Consider the following 15,994-nt stretch of genomic DNA (forward strand, 5'->3'; position numbering starts at 1 on the left):
AGCGCGCGGCTGCTGCTCGCGCCGCTGCTCGCCGGGCTCGTGGGGCTGGCGACCGGTCGCGCGCTGGCGTGGCGAAGGGTGCCGCTTGCCTCTGTGCTGGCGGAATGCGGGGCGCGCGAAACATTCCATCGGGCGCGTTCAGTGCACGGCGACGCGCAAATCATCGAATTCCAGGATTCGAGCGCGCAAAAGGCGCTTGCCCAGGCGGACCTGCTCGTCCGCCAGCGCGCGAATTCACCCGCGCTCGAGCCCGGAGCCGAAGTGGACGTGCTCGACTTCTAGTCCTGACCGGCAAGCTATCGCCGGCGCCCCCCATTCGCTATTCTCGTCCCGCGGAGAGGCAGCGGATGGACCAGCCTGCGGCAATGAACGAGCCGATCGAGGCGGATGTGCCGCCGCCTGCGCCGCCCCGCATCGTCTATCGCCACCGCCTGCCGACGCGTATCTGGCACTGGGTCAACGCCCTCACCGTGTTCGTCATGCTGATGAGTGGCCTGATGATCTTGAACGCCCATCCGCGGCTCTACTGGGGCCAGTACGGCGCCAACTTCGACCATGCCTGGCTGGAGCTCGGCTCCCGGCCGTTCCCCGGCTGGGCGACCATCCCGTCGACCTACAACCTCGCCGCCGCGCGGCGCTGGCACCTCGCCTTCGCCTGGGTCCTCGTCGCCGGGCTGGTGCTGTTCCTGCTCGTCAGCCTGTGGAACCGTCACGTCCAGCGCGACCTCACCCCGACCGGCGAGGAGGTGAAGCCGAAGCACATCTGGAACGACATCCGCCAGCATGCGCGGTTGCGTTTTCCGACCGGCGACGCCGCGCTCCGCTACAACATCCTCCAGAAGCTCAGCTATGCGGCAGTAATCTTCGTCCTGCTTCCGCTGATGCTGCTCACTGGCCTCGCCATGTCGCCGGCGATCGACGCCGCCTGGCCGTGGCTGCTCGACATTTTCGGCGGGCGGCAGTCGGCGCGCTCGATCCATTTCATTTGCGCCGCCGCGATCCTCGCGTTCATCCTCGTCCACCTCGTGATGGTGGCGCTCGCCGGACCCATCAACGAGATCGTCTCGATGATCACCGGGCGCTTCCGCGTGCCGCCTGAAAGGACCGAGGAATGATCGGCCGGCGACGGTTCATCGCCGCGGCTTCGTCGGGGCTGCTGCTCGGCGGCTGCGACCGGTTGAACAACAGCCCGGGCTTCCGCTCGGTGCTGCGCTCGGCCGAGGGGCTGAACTTGCGCGCGCAGCGGCTGGTCTCGGCTCGCGACGCGCTGGCGCGCGAGTACAGCGAAGCCGACATGTCGCCGTTCTTCCGGTCGAACGGAACCGCCCATCCAGGCACGCCCGAATATGCGCGCCACCTCGCCGAGAATTTCGCCAACTGGCGGTTGGTCGTCGACGGCCTCGTCGCGCGGCCGCTGTCGATCCCGCTTCACGTGCTCAAGTCGATCCCGCACCGGGTCCAGATCACGCGCCACGACTGCGTCGAGGGATGGAGCGCGATCGGCGAGTGGCACGGGCTCGAGCTGTCGCGAATCCTCGAAGCCGCGGGCCTGAGCACGCGCGCGAAATATATCGTCTTCCACTGCGCCGACCGGTTCGGCGACAAGCCTTACTACGAGAGCATCGACCTGATCGACGCCTTTCACCCGCAAACGATCATGGCGTGGGGCATGAACGGCCATTTGCTCCCCGTCCCCAACGGCGCGCCGCTCCGCCTCCGGGTCGAGCGCCAGCTCGGCTACAAGCATGCCAAGTACGTCCAGCGCATCCAGGCGGTCGAGACCCTTGCCGGAATCCACGGCGGCAAGGGCGGCTACTGGGAGGATAATGTCGACTACGAATGGTATGCCGGCATCTGACTGCGCGAGGCAATGGTGGATTCGGTAATTACCTATGGGGGCGGCGGTAACGACGGGCTAGTGCAGGCCCATGCCTGAAGTATCGACCGGCGAGAGGATCGTGACTCGCGGCGAGCAGATGCTCGCGTTGCGGCGGCGGCGAATGGCCGCCTCGCACCCGTTTTTCCGCGGCGGCTTCCGGCCGTTCTTTTTCGGCGGAGCGGCCTGGGCGCTGATCGCGCTGACCTTGTGGATTTGTTCGCTCACCGGCGAGATTACGCTTCCGACTGCGATCGATGCGCTCTCCTGGCACCGGCATGAAATGCTGTTCGGCTTCGTCGGCGCGATCATCAGCGGATTCCTCCTGACCGCCGTCCCCAACTGGACCGGACGCCTGCCGATCGCCGGCTGGCCGCTCGTTGGCCTGTCCGCCCTGTGGCTCGCGGCGCGGCTCGCCTTGCTCTTCTCCGGACTGACCGGCCTTTGGCTCGCCGCCCTGCTCGACGTCGGCTTCTTCTTCGTGCTCGGGCTTCTCGCCGCGCGCGAGGTGCTCGAATCGAAGAACCGCAACCTGCCCATCGTCGGGGTGATCCTGCTGTTCGGAACCGCGGACGCGGTCGACTATCTCGCGATCACCGGCACCCTCGGGGCGCCCGATCTCGGATGGCAGATCGCCCTCTCGCTGGTCGTCCTCCTGATCTCGCTCATCGGCGGCCGGATCATCCCGTCCTTCACGCGCAATTGGATGGCCAAGCAGGGCATTAAGAATGGCTTGCCGACGCAGGCGGGCCGCTTCGACCTGTTCGTCATCGCCGCGACGGCGGTGGCGCTCATCGCCTGGCTTGCAGGCCCGGCGGAAGCGCCCATCGGAATCGTGCTGCTCGCAGCAGCGGTCCTGCAAGCAGCGAGACTGGCGCGCTGGCGCGGCTACCGGGCGGTCGCCGATCCGCTCGTTCTGGTCCTCCACGTCGGCTATGCTTGGGTGCCGATCGGCCTTGCGCTGCTCGGCTGCAGCTTGATGGGCCTCGTCCCTCGGAGCGCGGCGATCCACGCGCTGACGGCCGGCGCGATGGCGACGATGATCCTGGCGGTGATGACCCGCGCCAGCCTCGGCCACACCGCGCGCGAGCTCAAGGCGAACGCAGCGACGACCGCCGTCTACGCACTCGTCACCGTGGGCGCGATCCTGCGCGTCGCTGCCTCGCTGCGGCTGATCGACTATAATTTGGGTATCGAAGTCGCGGGGCTCGCCTGGGGCGGCGCCTTCCTGCTGTTCCTGATCGCTTACGCCCCGGTGCTGTGGAAGCCGCGGCTTGGCGAGAAGCGCTGATCGGCTTGGGCAACTGCTGCGACGGAAGCTTATTCGCCCGTTGCGTTCTTCTTGCCGGCATCCGCGATGGCGCGGTCGATAAGGCGCAGCGAGCGGGGCCGGCCCTCGGCCTCGACCCTTCGGCGATAACGGGCAAGGCGGTGCGCGAGGTCGGACGGGGGAAGCCCCTCGACGTCCTTTGCGGTGGAATCGATCTCTTTCATCCTAATCGAGGGAGTAACCGCAGCCACCGCGCCTTTCGATAAGTATGTTCCCTGATGATTCGGGCAAGGCAACCTGCCACCACGCCCAGGCAATGCTATGAGCCAACCCATGAACCCGCCCGCATCCCCGACGCCGGTCGAGGCGGAAGCCCATCTCCGCACGATCCTCGCGACCGTTCCGGACGCGATGGTGGTGATCGACGAGCGCGGCTCGATCCTTTCGTTCAGCGCGGCGGCGGAAAAGATGTTCGGCTATGCCGAGGCGGAAGTCGTCGGCAGGAACGTGAAGATGCTGATGCCGTCACCGGACCGGGAGCGGCACGATCAATATCTGGAAAACTATCTCACAACCGGAAAGCGAAAGATCATCGGCATCGGCCGGGTGACGACGGCGCTGCACCGCGACGGCAACACCTTCCCGATCGAGCTTGCCGTCGGCGAAGCCTGGAGCGCCGAGCGCCGCATCTTCACCGGTTTCATCCGCGACCTGACCGAGCGCCAGGAAACCCTGCTTCGGCTGCAGGACCTGCAATCGGAGCTCGCCCATGTCGGCCGCGTCAGCGAAATGGGGACGCTCGCTTCGTCGCTGGCGCACGAGCTCAACCAGCCGCTGACCGCCGTTGCCAGCTACTGCGAAAGCGCCCGCGACCTGCTCAGCGATGACCCGGACGAGGAAACGCTCGCCATGATCCGCGAGGCGATGGACGAAGCCGCAAAGCAGGCAGTCCGCGCCGGCCAGATCGTCCGGCGCCTGCGCGACTTCATGACCTACGGCGAAACCGAACGCCGCGTCGAAAGCCTGCAGCGGCTGATCAACGAGGCCAATGCGCTGGCGCTCGTCGGCTCGCGCGAGTACGGAATCGACCTGCAGATGTCGCTGGACGCGAGCGCGGACCTCGTCCTCGTCGATCGCATCCAGATCCAGCAGGTGCTCGTCAACCTGATCCGCAATGCCATCGACGCGATGATCGGCAGTGCTGTCCGTGTCCTCTCGATCCGCACCGCGGCGGGGCCCGACAGCTTCGTCACGATCACGGTCGAGGACACCGGCTCGGGAATCCAGCCGTCGGTCGCACCCCAGCTGTTCCAGCCGTTCGTCACCTCGAAGCAGAACGGGATGGGAATCGGCCTGTCGATCTGCCGGACGATTGTCCAGGCGCATGGCGGGCGGATATGGTTCGAGCCGGGCGCGCGCGACGGCACCGCCTTTCACTTCACCCTTCCTTCCGGAGAAACCAGGGCATGAGCAACGAAGAGCATCGGCTGGTTCACCTCGTCGACGACGACGAAGCGATCCGCCGCTCGGTCGGGTTCATGCTCAAGACTTCGGGCTTCCAAGTGCGCACTTACGAGAGCGGCACCGATCTCCTGAGGGCCGCGGCCGGCCTCGAGCCGGGCACCATTCTCCTCGACATCCGGATGCCGGGGATGGACGGGCTCGAGGTGCAGTCGGCGCTTCGCGACAAGGGCATCGCGCTCCCCGTCATCATCATGACCGGCCACGGCGACGTCAGCCTTGCCGTCCACGCGATGAAAGCCGGCGCCATCGACTTCATCGAAAAGCCGTTCGAGAAAGCCGTGCTGATCGGCGCGATCGAGCAGGCGATCGACCGGCTCGAACATGCTGCCGTCAGCCGCGACCGCGCCGACGAGGCGGCCGTCAGGCTCGAGGCGCTGACCCCGCGCGAGCGCGAGGTTCTCGACGGCCTCGCCAGGGGCCTGCCCAACAAGACCATCGCGTACGACCTTGGCATCAGCCCGCGCACCGTCGAAATCCATCGCGCCAATTTGATGACCAAACTCGAAGTGAGGAGCCTGTCCGAAGCGCTCCGAATCGCCTTCGCCGCCGAGAGCAAGTAGCGCCTCAGGGAAATTACGGATTCCGGGAAGGCACGTTCGCAATCCATATCGAGCGCCGTTCGATGAATGGGAGTGATCGATGACGACCCGCCAGCAAACTCAAGTCCTTGTTGCCCGCGACGAGATCGTCGCACCGCCTGAGCCACGCGCTTGCGAAGACCAGAGCTTCGAGCTTCCGGGCCGCCTCTATGTGGCGATGATCACGATGTTCACCGGCTTCGTGGCGGTGCTGGCCCTTGCCTTCACCGGCGGGCACATGGGCGTCGCTTATGGCGTGATCTTCGCCTTCATCGCCGCCTTCTTCGCGATCCCGGCGATGTTCCCGGGAATGGCGCCCGACGACCGCCGTAGCAAGGCGCTCAGCTGGGCCATGTTCAACTACAAGGGCGTGACGACCGCCACCGGCCGCACGAGCGCGAAAGACGCGACCGTCCTCGTGCTGCTCCTGCCGAGCCTGATCCTGTGCTTCGCGGTCGCAGTGGCGCTGATCGCAGCGGTCGTCTGAACTGCCGGACGCCGTTGCAGCGTTGGCCCCGGACCTAGCCGCTTCTGGGGCCAGCGTACCGCTGCTCGGCTGGCCGGCGGCGATCCTCATCGCCTCCGCAATGTCCCTGCCCTACTCGCTCTGGCGCGCGCGAACCTGGAAGTCGACAGTGAAGCCGGCGAACAGGTACCGGCCCATGGGACCGAACATCTGCGGATAGCTATTGCCATTGCCCTGCGCGAGGCCCTGCATCGGCTGATCGCGGTCGAAGATGTTGACGCCCATGCGCAGGTTGAGACCAAAAGCCGACGCGGCTCGCGGATTTACGCCGATTCGCGGCGGAACAACGAACTTAGCCACACAGCAATATCAATGACTTAGAAAATCCTTGCGGAACGAGGAAGGCCCTAATTCCGACGCCCGATGGAGTCGTTTAGTGAGGCACATGCGGCCGGTTTGATGCCTTCGATGCGAACGCGCCGATCCTGCCTCAGGTCGCGCGCATCACGGACCAGAGGCTCCGGGCCGCTGCCCAGCCCGCGCCAGAGCGCGCTGTTGAATGCTTCGCTGTCGAGACGGTCTTCGCTGGCGAAATTCTGGTCCTTCATCGCCGCTGCCCAGTATCCCGCATCGTGATTGCTGCAGTCGGTTGCCGGCGATCGGCTCGCAACGAATCGTTCGGCAGGGATCGGCAACTCGGTTGTTCGCAGCACTTCTGCCGCGTCCGCGCGATAACTCCATCGCGACTGGCTGGGATCAAAGATGTCGACCATCGGCATGGCGAGCGCATCGTTAAAGCCCAGCGGCTCCAAACCGAGCACCGTTTCGATCGTGCGCAGAATGTTGATGGTCGTGTAGCGCGTGGAAACCAGCACATTCTGGCGCACATATGGTCCCACCACGAAAGCGAGACTTCGACGGGCGTCGACGTGGTCGGCGCCGTTCTGCGCGTCGTCCTCGATGACGAAGATCAGAGTGGAATCCGCCGCCTTGCCGCGGGAGATCCGCTCCACGATGAGTCCCAGAGAATAATCATTGTCGGCGATTTGCGTCTCGACCGTGTTCACACCGTCGATCGCCTGGTCGAAGTCGCCGAAATGGTCGTTCGGCAGGCGCAGCAAAGTGAGCTGCGGAAGCGTTCCCGCCGCCTCTTGCTCGTCATATTCGCGCTGCCATTCGAGCACTCGCCAATAGTCAGGCAGCTTCATGTCGAACCCACGGAAATAGGGGTCGCTGCGGCCCGCGAGGAGCCGGTCCCCGGCGGTGAAAATCTGCCGCTTCTCCTTGAAGGGTTCGCGCACGACAGGCACGAAGCCCGGTGCGGCCGCGTCGTAGATACTTGCGTCGGCGAAGCCGTAGTTGCGGACCGAGATGCCCTCGCGGATCGCGGCGTCCCAGAGAAACCCCTCGTTCGGGCGGTCGTCGTCATCCGGATCCGCGGCAGTGAGCAAGGCCGGTCCCGGCAGGAGATCGGGATCGGGCGACAGCTTCGGGTTCGTCGCGACGCGTTCCGCGTGTGATTGCTGCGTGTAGATGAAGCGGTCCGCCTCTTCCGCTTCATAGGCAAGCCCGCGGTCCGCATAGTTTACGGGCGCCGTCTTCTCGATCAGGTCCGTGGCCCGCGCGGCCGTCGACCAGGCCCAACCCGTCGCCGACACTTCTCCTGAATCGTAGAAATTGTCGAGAGTCACAAACTGGCGGGCAAGGCGGTGATGGTTGGGCGTGAGCGCCCCGCCAAGGATCGCAAGATGCGGGTCGCCGTTCCCGATCTCCAGGTCACCGAGCACCTGATCATAGGTACGGTTCTCCTTGATGATGAAAACCACGTGCTTCACGCGCTTACGGATCTCCGCCATCCGCGCGTCAGCCGCTTCGCGTTCCGCCGTACCTGGAAGACCGATGTTTTTTGCGACCTGCGAAGTCGCCGCGGCGAGCGCGTGCTGGTCCGGGAAGGGGAACTCGAGGAGGCCCGACTTCTCGAGCTGATAAATATACTGGTTGGCCGCGCCGCACGCCTGGGACTGGCCGCGATAGATTGCGAGCTCGGGCGGGCAGCCCTGCTTGTTCGGGCCCGGTGGGCTCTTGCGGTTGACGACGAAAACCCGGCTCGCCTTCGCATCGGTCGCGACGGAACTCGGGTACCAGCCGGTCGGGATCAGCGCCTGAACCGGATTTGCAGCCTCACCCGGGTCGACGACAGCAACGGCATTGATTCCGCCGAGCGTCACCAACAAGCGTGAATTGGGTAAGACGGCCAGGCCATTGGGATTGAGGCCCTTCCCGAGTTGCGGAGCGACCAGTGATTCCGGAAACGCAAGGCGGGGCTCTGCGACAAGATCGCCAGTGCCCAAGTCGATTATCGCCAATCGGTCGGCATTATCTTCAGTCGCGATCAAGCGCTTCGATGCCGGGTCGACGAGAATCGCCGTGGGCTCGCCGATCGTCGCGACGCGACTGAAAACCTTTATCCGATCGCCTTCGACGACAAGCTCGACCAGCTGGCGGTCTCGCGGCGAAGACACCCAGGCGCGACCGCCGTCGACCCACGCGATCGCGAAGGGGAATTCCCCGCCCGGAACGCCCCTTGCCGACGGATCGATTTTTCCCGGCCTAAGGTCCTGCTCCGCAACAACTTTCCTCGCAGTTAGATCGACGAGGCTGACCGAGTCATTGTAATAATTCGCTACCAGCACCCGGCGGCCGTCCGGACTGAAGGCGACGCCGGCGGCCTGCGGACGCACGCCCGCGCCGAGCCCCGCTTTATGCCCGAGAATGACCTTCGCGGTGAGCCCGAACTTGGAGCCCTGCCGCGTGAAAAGGTACAGCGCGTCATCGACTCCCCCGCCGACGATGAAGGCGCGCCCGTCGGGGCCCCACGAGATCCCTCCGAAACTGTTCGGCACCTGCACGCTCTCGATCCAACGCGCGTCCTCGCCGTCGATCGCATAGCGGAACACGTATTGTGTGGACTGCCCCTCCGCGACTTTCCCGTCCATGCGATTGAAGCGATTGAAGCCGCTCGTCAGGATAAGCATTTCGCGCTTGTCAGGGCTCACAGCAACCGCAGCGGCGCCGTCGGCGACGTAGGACGGATAGGGTCCCGTGTTCACCACCAGCGGGCTAAATCGGGCGCCCGGTGCCGCAAGCGGAGTGATCGCTTGACCCGTCGGCAGGAGCTGCATCGCCGGTTGAGCGGCAGGTGCGGTCGACGCGAACGCCTCGCACTGGCCCATCGTCCGGAATGCAACGTCCTGCAATTTGACGGCCAAGGGTGGAGCAATGCCGAGATCTCGAGCGGCGGCCTCGGTTGCTCCAAGCTTTCGAGGGTCCGTGTGCGTGACCGCTGCGAAGATCGTCAGCGCTTCGAGATAATAGCCCTCGTTCGAAGCGTGGTAATGATCCGGCGCCCATAGATCGATTTGGCCCGGCGTCAGCCCATCATAGGGGTTGGGGTCGCCGATCTTTTGGGCGATCGCACAATTGAAGGCCTCACCGACAGGTACGATGCGGCTGATCGAAGGAACGGCCGCTCGCACCTGGTCGTCAGCCTTGCGCAAATCCACGGCCATGCGCTCGACCGGTTGACCAGACCAATGATTGCCTTCCGGATATGTGAGATCGGGCCGAGTCCATGTGGCGACGAGGCTGATGTCCACCCGTGGATTGCGTTGACGAAGAAGCGTCGCGAGACCCTTCGCTGCGGGAATTGTGTCGGAAACGTCTCCGGGTTTGTCGGGGCTCAGCGTGCTGTACTCCTGGAGAACGACCGCATCCCAGGGCCGATCGATGACGGTCCGCTTGTTGGCCAGGTGCCAGGCTAATGTCTGGCCGGCCGCGGTTTCGAGCGACACGTTGTAGCGAAGCCCCGCCTCGTCGGCGAAGCGCTTGAAGAGTGCGGGGACGCCGGCCATCCCGTCACCGTTCAGATCGCTCACACTGCCCGTGCGGTAGGTCATCGCGTCGGAATCGGCCCCGAACGTGAAGCTGTTGCCGACGAACAGGATCGATCTCGGCGGTTCAGCGGCCACAACGACGGCGGCAGCAAGCAATGCGGTGATCATCGCCGAATCTGCCAGTTGCTCGGGAACACGGACATCAAGATCTCCGATCAGCTTATCGGGGAGGCGGCCGTCGGCGGCTCAATCGCGGCTACGCGATTGGTGCGCGCCGCCACTGCAAAGAAGGCGACGAAAGCATATGCGGCGAGCGGGACGGCAAACGAGGCGCCAAGCCCGAAGCGGTCGGCGATCATGCCGACCGCGATCGGCAGCAGCGCACCTCCGAATATCGCCAGACACAACAGGCCCGACGTCGAGCTCTGCGAAACGCCCGACCGTTCGAGCGTTATCGTGAAGATCGTCGGGAACATGATGGAATTGAAGAAGCCGATCGCGAGGGCTGCATAGCCGGCAACTGGCCCCTGGCTCGTAAGGACGGTAAAGCAAAGCAGTGCGTTGACGCTTCCGCAGCCCGCCAGCAACCGTGCCGCCCGGACTTTCGTCAGAAGTATCGTCCCTACCAACCGTCCGCACAGCGCGCCGCCCCAGTAGAAGTTGGCGAGATAGACGCCGGCGGCCTCGAACGGCAGGCCGAGAACCGAGCGATGATTGAGGAAGTTGATCATGATGCTGCCGATCGACACCTCTGCGCCAACATACAGGCCGATGGCGGCAGCGCCGAACAGCGCCCACGGCGAGTGCAAGGCTTCGAACGTTCCTGCCGGGGCGACTGTCCGATGGTTCGGAGCTACACGGTCCAGGAATCCGCGCAGTGCGACAAACAAAAGAAGCAACCCGACCAAGCCCGCAGCCATGATCACGAATGCACGATCGACTGCAGTGAGCACCTCCGCCCGGTGGGCGAGATTCATTGCATGATGCGGAACGGCGCGCAGCGCAGGATCGCCAAGCATCACCAGAGAGCCGAAATGAACTCCGACGACCACTCCAAGCGAGTTGAAAGCCTGCGCGAAGTTCAGCCGTAGGTGGCTGTGTTCCGGTGCCCCGAGCTCGGCAGCCAACGGGTTGGCCGCAACCTGCAACGCCGTGAACCCGCCGGCGAGCACGAACAGCGCCGCAAGGATCGGCCAGAAACTGTCCGCATTCGTGCTGACGACCACGAGGAGGCAGCCCGCCGCCATAATGCCAAGCGACCCGAGGATCATGTCGACCGCTCCGATGCGGCTGATCATCCAGGCCGCCGGAAGCGACAGCAGGCCGTAGGCAAGAAAGAAGACGATCTGGGTAAGGAGCGCTTCGGTGTAATCGAGGCGAAAGGCAGCGCGGAGCGCAACGATTAGCGGATCATTGTTCGATGTGATGAAACCCCAGGCGAAGAACAGGCTTGTGACCGCCGCAAGGGCCAGCAACGTGCGCCGCTTGTCGGGATCGGCCGCACTCACTTGCCGCCGCTTCGCGCCTTCCATCGCAACGTCGCTACAGAGTCAACCGGAAGCGCGACTTCGTAACGTTCGCCGTCGAGGGCGATCGTCAAGGGGCCTGTTCCAGACTTGCGATGCAGGATGGCCACACGAGTTCCGTCCGGATTGATGAAAGCCGACGCCTCAACCGCCTCGCCTCGCTTCGCAGTGGCAACGCGATACGCGCCCGGAAGCACGAACCGGCTCGCGTGGCCAAGCACATAATATTCGACGTTGCGGATGATTGCGCCGGTTGACGGATCGATCGTCACGACGCCGCGGCAATCGCCGCAGCCGCCCGTGTGCGGTCCGTGCTTCGGATCGAGCGCGAGGTTCCAGAGCAAAGTCCCCCGCGACCAGTGATTCGAAGCGCCGATGATGAGCTTGTCCGTCATCCACCCCAGCACCTCGGCGTACTTCGGCGACCATTGCCCTCCCGAACATTCGGTGACCCACGCATCCTTGGCCGGATAGGCATCGTGGACCCGCGATTGCGCCGGGACATCGCCTTCGTAGCAATGCCAGGCGACGCCGGAGACATACTGCCGGGCGCGCGGATCCCGAAGCACCGTTAGCGGCATCTGCGGATCGTCCCAGTTATGGTCGTAGTCGAGGATCTGGGCCTTCAGGCCGCGCGTGCGAAATGTCGGCCCCACATAACCGCCGATGATTACGGCGCGGTCAGGGGAATTTACGCGCATTCCCGGATAGTCGTCGGGTTCGAAATCGGGCTCATTCTGGATCGTGATCATCGACACCGGCACGCCCTCGCGCCCGAAGCCCTCGACCGTCCGTGCGAGATAGTTCGCAAACGGCTGGTAATATTGCGGCTGGAGCTGCCCGGTGATCAGGCTTCGTGAAGTCTTCATCCACGCCGGGGCGCTCCACGGGCTGATCATCACCAGCAGGTCCGGATTGATCGCCAGGGCTTCACGAGTGCGCGGAAGGACGTATTTCTTCGCCGGCTCAATGGAGAAATGGCGGAGCTCGGGATCGGGCACGTTCCCGGGCGTGTCGTCGTAGCTGTAAGCGCGGGTGGAGAAGTCCGAGGCGCCGACCGTCAGGCGCGTGAAGGAAAGCCCGAGGCCGCTATTCGCCCGCCCAAACAGCTCGGCCATGATTGCCTTGCGCTTGCTGTCGGGAAGGTTGCTCAGAAGGATGGCGGATGCATCGGTCATCGCCGCGCCGAACCCGTGCATCTCCTGGAAACGCTTGGACGTATCGATCGTGACCGCTTCGTCTCCGGCGGCACGCCCGGCCGGGGCCTGCTGAGGCTGCCGAGCGAGTTTCTGCGCTTCGTCGGCCGTCGTCAGCCACATTTCTGCAGGCGACGGCTTGTCAGCGCAGGCGGCTGCCAACAATGCAGCGAAAGCGATTGCCGCGAAGCGCCTCACGCCATTTCTTCCGCCGGACAATATTTCCTCACATATTCGTCGTGTGGCGGCATGACATCGACGCAGCGTCCAATCGTCGTTGCGATGTTGCCGAGGAACTGCTCGATCTGCGCATCGCTCTTGATCGCGACGAGCGGGTCGTGGCTGCGCGGCACGATGCCCTGTCCGATGAACACCTCGATCCAGCTCTCCTCACTGAAAAGCTCTTCGTCCTCCCGAAAAATGCGACCGTTGGAGCACCACAGGTCGATCTTGCGTTGGAGGGTCGCCGGCAACTCCATCCTCCGACAATGCTCCCAGAAAGGGCCTTCCCGCTCGTTCGCCCAATAATGAAGAATGAGAAAGTCGCGGACGCGCCCCCACTCGAAATCCGACTGACGGTTGAACTCGTCGATCGTCGCCTGGTCGGTCTCAGCGTCCGGGAACAGGCGAACCAGCCGGATCGCCGCCGCCTGGACCAGGTGGATGCTGGTGGATTCGATGGGCTCAAGAAAGCCCGCGGCAAGGCCGATGGCTACGCAATTGCGGTTCCACATCTTGCGCCGCTTGCCGGCGAGGAAACGAAGCTTGTTGGGGTTGGCGAGTTGCTCGCCGTCCAGATTGGAGAGGAGGAGCTTTTCCGCCGCTTCCTCGTCGAGGTGTTTGCTCGAATAGACGAGGCCGTTGCCGGTGCGATGCTGGAGCGGAATCCGCCACTGCCACCCGGCATCGCGAGCGGTCGCCCGCGTGTACGGAGTGAGAGGGGCGACGCGGCTGCAGGGCACAGCGATTGCGCGATCGCACGGCAGCCAATGGCTCCAGTCTTCGTAACCCGTCTTCAGCACCTGCTCGATCAGCAGCCCGCGAAAACCCGAGCAGTCGATGAAGAAGTCGGCATCGAGATTACGGCCGTCCTCGAGTGTGACGGAAGCGATATCGCCGCTGTCATGCTGAGCGACATCGACGATCTTGCCTTCGGTGCGCCGAACGCCGTGTTGTTCGGCGAGGCCGCGGAGATATCTGGCGTAAAGCGTGGCATCGAACTGGAAAGCGTGTGCGATATGCCCGATTGGGGATTCCGCCATGTGAGGCCTGGCATGCATGAATTTGTTCGCAAGGGCCGCAGCGGTATTGATCGAATAATCGGCGAAGTCTCGTGCCCGCCCCCGGTGATGCGCCTGCAGCCAGTAATGGTGGCAGCGGAGCCATTCCCAGTCTTGCCCGATGATCCCAAATCCGTGGATATAGCTGTGGCCGGGCCGCCACCAATCGACGAACTGTACGCCGAGCTTGAACGTGCCCCGCGTGCGCTGCATGAACTCGACTTCATCGAGCTGCACCAACTCATTGTATTTCTTGATTGCGGGGATCGTCGCTTCGCCCACCCCGACGGTGCCGATCGCTTCGCTCTCGACGACTTCAATGTCGTAGAGACCCTGAAACAGTTTGCCGAACAAAGCGGCGGTCATCCAGCCCGCAGTGCCACCGCCGACGATGAGGATTTTTCGCATCGGCCGGCCGATTAGCGACTTTCGACTGGGCAGGCCATGACCGGTTGAGCTTCCGGCAGCCGCCCGAGTGTCGATCGGCTGCCGAGCGTGAGGCCATAGCCGCGGCGGAACTGTATTCCGCCCTTCTTGGCCAGGCAGTCGCCCGCGGGCCAGTCGAACGGTAGCCGGCCCGTAAACGCAAAAGCGGGGAGTCCGTCGGGACCGGCGACCAGCATGTCCGCGAGCCCCATTCCCTCGGTTCCCGGGAGCCAGGCGGCGATAAACGCATCGGATCTGTTGATCAGGTCGTTCGCTGCAACCGGCCTGCCGGAGAACAGCAGCGTCACAACCGGCACGCCCTTGCCGCTCACGCGCGTGAGGGCCGCCAGGTCCGCCGGATAGCGGCTCGTGTGGCGCACGCTTCTCGGGAAGCTGATGTCGCCGGCGCCTTCAGCGTACGGATTTTCGGCGGCAACCATCACGATGGCACTATAGCCGCCGAGGTCCGCCACTTTGCCGTCAGGGCTGTAATCGACGTTGCCGGCGCCGATCGTCTTCCGCAACGCCGACAGGAGCGTGTCGGCGTTCGGGTAGTCCGACGTCTTCGTATTGTCGCCCTGCCACGTCAGGGACCAGCCGCCGGCCTGCATCGGTAGACTGGCGGCGCCCTTGCCGACGACGAGAACCTTGCCGGTGCGCCGCAGTGGCAGGACGCCGTGATCGTTCTTCAAGAGCACCAGCGATTTGCGGACAGCCTCGCGCGCGAGCATGCGGACCTCAGGAGAGTGCATGACTGTCGCGTCGGGATGCTGGCCCGTCGCCGGGGAGCTATCGAACAGCCCGGACTCCAGCTTGACCCGGACGATCCGCGACACCGCGTCGTCGATCCGGCTCATCTTGATCCGCCCGGTCCGCACATCGGCGATCGTCGTGCCGATGAACTTCTTCCAATCGTCGGGGACCATGACGAGGTCGATGCCGGCGTTGATCGCCTGGGGGCAATGCCATTTGGTGCAGCCCGGCACCTGCTCGATACCGTTCCAATCGCTGACGACGAGGCCATCGAAACCGAGCCGCCGCTTCAGCACGTCGCCGATCAAGTGGGCGTTGCCGTGCATCTTGCCCCAATGCTTGCCGCTCGCCGTGTCGGTGAAGCTGGAATAGCTCACCATCACGGTCTGAACGTTGGCCATGAGCGCGCCGTAATAGCCTGCGGCATGCGTCGCCGCGAGATTGGCCTCGCTCGTGCGAGTCTCGCCCTGGTCCTTGCCGTGGAAGGTGCCGCCGTCCCCGAGCCAATGCTTCGCAGTTGCAAGGACCGACGTGGGCGAACCAAGCTGCCCTTGCAGTCCGCGCACCATGGCTTCGCCATAATCGCGCACGAGCTCGGGATTCGAGCTGTAGCTTTCGTACGTTCGTCCCCACCTGGGGTTCTGGACCACGGCCAAGGTCGGTGCGAACGCCCAGGTGATGCCGGTCGCTCGGACCTGGCTTGCGGTCGCGCGGCCGATCCGTCCGACCAGCGCGGGATCGTGCGCGGCGCCGAGCCCGATGTTGTGTGGGAAGAGCGTCGCCCCATAGACATTGTTGTGGCCATGGACCGCGTCGGTGCCCCAGATCACCGGCACCTTCACCTTCATGTCGGTCGACATGCTCGCGCGGTAGAATGCGTCGGACAGCTTGAGCCAGTCATCGACGCTGGAGTGCATGTTCATCGACGGCCAAGCGCCGCCGCCATTGAGGATCGACCCAATATAATAGCGGCGAACCTCGTCCGGAGTGACCGAGCGGATGTCAGCCTGCGTCATCTGCCCGACCTTCTGCTCGAGGGTCATGCCGGCGACGATTGCATGCACGCGCGCGTCGAGCGCCGGATTCCGCGGCGCCGGATTGACCGCCCTGGGCCAGGGATCAGCGGCCGTCGCCGCGGACGCGAGAAGCGCGCCCGCGACGCACAGCATCACTTTCGGCCGAAAACGACCGGCCAAAGCCTTCATT

Annotated in this window: 13 protein-coding genes and 1 pseudogene; 7 read left to right on the forward strand and 7 right to left on the reverse strand. The window is 64.4% G+C overall.

Features of this window, described 5'->3' with window-relative positions:
- The 4 genes and pseudogenes from GH737_RS01100 to GH737_RS01115 form a co-directional block, all read left to right on the forward strand.
- A pseudogene (locus tag GH737_RS01100) lies at window positions 1-282 on the forward strand (molybdopterin molybdenumtransferase MoeA); the annotation flags it as partial.
- A gap of 83 nt (window positions 283-365) precedes the next feature.
- The gene (locus GH737_RS01105; protein WP_230558552.1) at window positions 366-1,115 is read left to right on the forward strand and encodes a cytochrome b/b6 domain-containing protein; all 750 of its coding nucleotides are present in this window, start codon (window positions 366-368) and stop codon (window positions 1,113-1,115) included.
- Window positions 1,112-1,858, forward strand: a complete 747-nt coding sequence (locus GH737_RS01110) for a molybdopterin-dependent oxidoreductase (RefSeq protein ID WP_155263021.1) — start codon at window positions 1,112-1,114, stop codon at window positions 1,856-1,858. Before GH737_RS01105 ends, GH737_RS01110 begins: the two co-directional genes overlap by 4 nt.
- A gap of 70 nt (window positions 1,859-1,928) precedes the next feature.
- The gene (locus GH737_RS01115) at window positions 1,929-3,167 is read left to right on the forward strand and encodes an NnrS family protein (protein ID WP_230558553.1); all 1,239 of its coding nucleotides are present in this window, start codon (window positions 1,929-1,931) and stop codon (window positions 3,165-3,167) included.
- A 29-nt stretch (window positions 3,168-3,196) separates the two neighbouring features.
- Here GH737_RS01115 and GH737_RS01120 read toward each other — a convergent pair whose 3' ends face one another.
- On the reverse strand, window positions 3,197-3,370 hold the full coding sequence (locus GH737_RS01120; RefSeq protein WP_155263022.1) for a hypothetical protein: 174 nt from the start codon (window positions 3,368-3,370) through the stop codon (window positions 3,197-3,199).
- A 109-nt stretch (window positions 3,371-3,479) separates the two neighbouring features.
- Here GH737_RS01120 and GH737_RS01125 point away from each other — a divergent pair, with 109 nt between their 5' ends.
- From GH737_RS01125 to GH737_RS01135, 3 genes are all read left to right on the forward strand, one after another.
- Window positions 3,480-4,616: a sensor histidine kinase gene (locus tag GH737_RS01125; RefSeq protein ID WP_338061757.1), complete on the forward strand. Its 1,137-nt coding sequence runs from the start codon at window positions 3,480-3,482 to the stop codon at window positions 4,614-4,616.
- Window positions 4,613-5,230, forward strand: a complete 618-nt coding sequence (gene fixJ, locus GH737_RS01130) for a response regulator FixJ (protein WP_155263024.1) — start codon at window positions 4,613-4,615, stop codon at window positions 5,228-5,230. The genes GH737_RS01125 and fixJ overlap by 4 nt, the downstream gene beginning before the upstream one ends.
- Window positions 5,231-5,309: 79 nt before the next feature.
- On the forward strand, window positions 5,310-5,735 hold the full coding sequence (locus GH737_RS01135; RefSeq protein ID WP_155263025.1) for a hypothetical protein: 426 nt from the start codon (window positions 5,310-5,312) through the stop codon (window positions 5,733-5,735).
- Between the two features lie 111 nt (window positions 5,736-5,846).
- On the opposite strand, the gene GH737_RS01140 is transcribed toward GH737_RS01135, so the two are convergent.
- From GH737_RS01140 to GH737_RS01170, 6 genes are all read right to left on the reverse strand, one after another.
- Entirely contained in the window at window positions 5,847-6,074 is a 228-nt protein-coding gene (locus GH737_RS01140; RefSeq protein WP_155263026.1) for a hypothetical protein, read from the reverse strand.
- Window positions 6,075-6,121: 47 nt separating this feature from the next.
- Window positions 6,122-9,775 carry a DUF4886 domain-containing protein gene (locus GH737_RS01145; RefSeq protein WP_196232908.1) on the reverse strand — a complete coding sequence of 1,218 codons (3,654 nt, stop codon included), beginning with the start codon at window positions 9,773-9,775 and terminating at the stop codon, window positions 6,122-6,124.
- A gap of 47 nt (window positions 9,776-9,822) precedes the next feature.
- Complete coding sequence (locus GH737_RS01155) at window positions 9,823-11,115, reverse strand: MFS transporter (RefSeq protein ID WP_230558554.1); 1,293 nt, start codon at window positions 11,113-11,115, stop codon at window positions 9,823-9,825.
- Entirely contained in the window at window positions 11,112-12,452 is a 1,341-nt protein-coding gene (locus GH737_RS01160; protein WP_155263028.1) for a glycoside hydrolase family 30 protein, read from the reverse strand. Before GH737_RS01160 ends, GH737_RS01155 begins: the two co-directional genes overlap by 4 nt.
- Window positions 12,453-12,523: 71 nt before the next feature.
- The gene (locus tag GH737_RS01165; protein WP_155263029.1) at window positions 12,524-14,017 is read right to left on the reverse strand and encodes a tryptophan halogenase family protein; all 1,494 of its coding nucleotides are present in this window, start codon (window positions 14,015-14,017) and stop codon (window positions 12,524-12,526) included.
- Window positions 14,018-14,028: 11 nt separating this feature from the next.
- Window positions 14,029-15,993: a glycoside hydrolase family 3 protein gene (locus tag GH737_RS01170; RefSeq protein WP_155263030.1), complete on the reverse strand. Its 1,965-nt coding sequence runs from the start codon at window positions 15,991-15,993 to the stop codon at window positions 14,029-14,031.
- Window position 15,994: the final 1 nt, after the last annotated feature.

The sequence above is a fragment of the Sphingomonas segetis genome (assembly GCF_009720245.1).
Classification (GTDB): domain Bacteria; phylum Pseudomonadota; class Alphaproteobacteria; order Sphingomonadales; family Sphingomonadaceae; genus Sphingomicrobium; species Sphingomicrobium segetis.

What these genes read in the sequence shown, in the direction of transcription:
- GH737_RS01105 (WP_230558552.1), top strand. Translation starts at nt 366, where the DNA reads ATGAACGAGCCGATCGAGGCGGATGTGCCGCCGCCTGCGCCGCCCCGC.
- GH737_RS01110 (WP_155263021.1), top strand. Translation starts at nt 1,112, where the DNA reads ATGATCGGCCGGCGACGGTTCATCGCCGCGGCTTCGTCGGGGCTGCTG.
- GH737_RS01115 (WP_230558553.1), top strand. Translation starts at nt 1,929, where the DNA reads ATGCCTGAAGTATCGACCGGCGAGAGGATCGTGACTCGCGGCGAGCAG.
- GH737_RS01120 (WP_155263022.1), bottom strand. Translation starts at nt 3,370, where the DNA reads ATGAAAGAGATCGATTCCACCGCAAAGGACGTCGAGGGGCTTCCCCCG.
- GH737_RS01125 (WP_338061757.1), top strand. Translation starts at nt 3,480, where the DNA reads ATGAACCCGCCCGCATCCCCGACGCCGGTCGAGGCGGAAGCCCATCTC.
- fixJ (WP_155263024.1), top strand. Translation starts at nt 4,613, where the DNA reads ATGAGCAACGAAGAGCATCGGCTGGTTCACCTCGTCGACGACGACGAA.
- GH737_RS01135 (WP_155263025.1), top strand. Translation starts at nt 5,310, where the DNA reads ATGACGACCCGCCAGCAAACTCAAGTCCTTGTTGCCCGCGACGAGATC.
- GH737_RS01145 (WP_196232908.1), bottom strand. Translation starts at nt 9,775, where the DNA reads ATGATCACCGCATTGCTTGCTGCCGCCGTCGTTGTGGCCGCTGAACCG.
- GH737_RS01160 (WP_155263028.1), bottom strand. Translation starts at nt 12,452, where the DNA reads ATGTGGCTGACGACGGCCGACGAAGCGCAGAAACTCGCTCGGCAGCCT.
- GH737_RS01165 (WP_155263029.1), bottom strand. Translation starts at nt 14,017, where the DNA reads ATGCGAAAAATCCTCATCGTCGGCGGTGGCACTGCGGGCTGGATGACC.
- GH737_RS01170 (WP_155263030.1), bottom strand. Translation starts at nt 15,993, where the DNA reads ATGAAGGCTTTGGCCGGTCGTTTTCGGCCGAAAGTGATGCTGTGCGTC.